This is a genomic window from Streptomyces ossamyceticus (assembly GCF_001418475.1).
GTDB lineage: Bacteria > Actinomycetota > Actinomycetes > Streptomycetales > Streptomycetaceae > Streptomyces > Streptomyces ossamyceticus.
The window spans coordinates 1-2,325 of the sequence record NZ_LIQX01000968.1; the positions used below are offsets into that span (position 1 = coordinate 1).

Annotated in this window: 3 protein-coding genes; 1 reads left to right on the forward strand and 2 read right to left on the reverse strand. The window is 73.4% G+C overall.

Annotation, left to right across the window (positions count from 1 at the left end):
- Window positions 1-81 precede the first annotated feature (81 nt).
- A complete protein-coding gene (locus AOK15_RS45965; protein WP_167738935.1) occupies window positions 82-249 on the reverse strand; it encodes a hypothetical protein in 168 nt (55 codons plus the stop codon).
- A gap of 238 nt (window positions 250-487) precedes the next feature.
- On the opposite strand from AOK15_RS45965, the gene AOK15_RS41090 reads away from it, so the two are divergent.
- Complete coding sequence (locus AOK15_RS41090; RefSeq protein ID WP_055524346.1) at window positions 488-1,411, forward strand: LLM class F420-dependent oxidoreductase; 924 nt, start codon at window positions 488-490, stop codon at window positions 1,409-1,411.
- Between the two features lie 198 nt (window positions 1,412-1,609).
- Here AOK15_RS41090 and AOK15_RS41095 read toward each other — a convergent pair whose 3' ends face one another.
- Window positions 1,610-2,236, reverse strand: coding sequence for a class I SAM-dependent methyltransferase (locus AOK15_RS41095; protein WP_055524344.1), 627 nt, complete (start codon window positions 2,234-2,236; stop codon window positions 1,610-1,612).
- Window positions 2,237-2,325 lie beyond the last annotated feature (89 nt).

Consider the following 2,325-nt stretch of genomic DNA (forward strand, 5'->3'; position numbering starts at 1 on the left):
GCGGCGAGGGCGGCCAGGCGGAAGGGGAATCGGGCGGCGGGGGAATCGGGCGGCGAGGGCGGTCGGGCGTCGCGGGGACGGTCAGACGGAGTCCGCGCCCTCCGCCGGGGCGGGACGCGGCGCCGACAGATCGGCGTCGAGCTGGGACAGGTCCGCGTTCAGGGCAGCCATCAACTCCTCCATCTGCTGGAGCAGACCCTTGGGCTGCGCAGGCACGGCGGCCTGCTCCGGCACGGCTTCCTGGGACATGTGACGGCCTCCTCGGCCCTCGCCCCCCGAGGGGGCACGTGTGCGAGCGCCCCGGCAGCGACCGCCGGCGACGGGTGCCGGGCGGTCCGGCTCCTCCCGAGCAACGATCACCGTTGCCGCCGGTCACTGGCGCCGCCCGCCTCATGCACCGGATTGACGGATTTCACCCGACAGGGCACCACGATCGGGTCCAGGACCGGTGGAGTTGACCGCCGTCCGAGCGTGCAGGATGGAGGGCATGGATCTTCGCATCTTCACCGAGCCCCAGCAGGGGGCGACCTACGACAAGCTGCTCACCGTCGCCAAGGCCACGGAGGACCTCGGCTTCGACGCCTTCTTCCGCTCGGACCACTACCTCCGCATGGGCTCCGTGGACGGCCTGCCCGGCCCCACCGATGCCTGGATCACCCTGGCCGGCCTCGCGCGGGAGACCAAGCGCATCCGGCTCGGCACCCTGATGACCGCAGGAACCTTCCGCCTGCCCGGTGTGCTCGCCATCCAGGTCGCCCAGGTCGACCAGATGTCCGGCGGCCGCGTCGAACTCGGCCTGGGAGCAGGCTGGTTCGAGGAGGAGCACAAGGCGTACGGCATCCCCTTCCCGAAGGAGAAGTTCGCGCGCCTGGAGGAGCAGCTGGCCATCGTCACGGGGCTGTGGGCCACCGAGGTCGGCAAGACCTTCTCGTACGAGGGCACCCACTACCAGCTGACCGACTCGCCCGCGCTGCCCAAGCCGGCGCAGGCCAAGGTGCCGGTCCTGATCGGCGGGCACGGCGCGAGCCGCACCCCGCGCCTCGCCGCGCGCTACGCCGACGAGTTCAACATGCCGTTCGGTTCGCTGGAGGACAGCGAGCGGCAGTTCGGGCGGGTCCGTGAGGCCGCCGAGGAGGCCGGCCGCAAGGGCGACGACCTGGTCTACTCGAACGCGCTGGTCGTCTGCGTCGGCAAGGACGACGCCGAGGTCGCCCGCCGTGCCGCCGCGATCGGCCGCGAGGTCGACGAGCTCAAGACCAACGGGCTCGCCGGCACCCCCGCCGAGGTCGTCGAGAAGATCGGCCGCTTCCAGGCCATCGGCTCGCAGCGCCTCTACCTCCAGGTCCTCGACCTCGACGACCTGGACCACCTGGAGCTGATCTCCGCGCAGGTGCAGTCGCAGCTGTCGTAGGCCCCGCCGCCTCGGACGACTCGGACCAGGCTCCGCGCCCCCGTCAGGGGGAGCGGGGCTCCGCCCTCGGCGAGGAGTGCGGGGTTCCGCCCCCCGGCGTCCGTCCCCCGGCGTTCGCCACTCCCTGGTCGGCCTCTCTGCGGTCCGCCCTTCGGCCTTCCGGGCTCAGTCGACCCCAGGATCCAGGGCCCCCGGCACTCAGTCGGCCGAGCGTGCGTGCACACTCACCGCGTACCCGCCGCCCTGCTCGTAGGGGGCGCCGTCCCAGGTCGCGTAGCGCTCCCGGAGGGCCAGCCCTTCCTGCTCGCACCAGTCGTCGAAGTCGGTGAGGGTCACCGTCGCCTCGGGCAGCGGCAGGTGTGCCGCGTCCAGGCCCATGCCGGTGACCAGCAGCCCGCCGGGGGGCAGTACGGCGGCCAGTTGCCGGACCACGGTCGGCTCGGTGCCGGGGGCGAGCAGCGGGATGACGTTGCCGGCGGCGACCACCAGGTCGAAGTCCGGCTCCAGGCCGAGGGTGTCCAGGAGGGCGAGGTCCCCGTGGAGCCACCGTGAGGCGGGTGCCTCGCGCTCGGCCACGGCCAGCATCGAGCGGTCGACGTCCACCCCCGTGCAGTGGTGCCCCAGCTCGGCGAGCCGGATCGCGACCCGTCCGGTGCCGCAGCCGGCGTCGAGGATCCGGGCGCCGGGTTCCAGCAGCGCGGTGCAGAAGGTGGCCTCTCCGTGGACGTCCTGGCCGGAGGCGGCGAGCCGCGCGAACCGCCGGGCGTACTCCTCCCCGCCCTGCCCGCCCGTCAGCTCCGCCCAACGATCCCGCTGCGTCACCATGTCCCGCGTGCCCTCCGCTCAGCCTTCGTCCCAGGAGCGAGGCACCGTCCCCGGCGCTCCCACCGTTCGAGGCACCGTCCTCGGCGCCC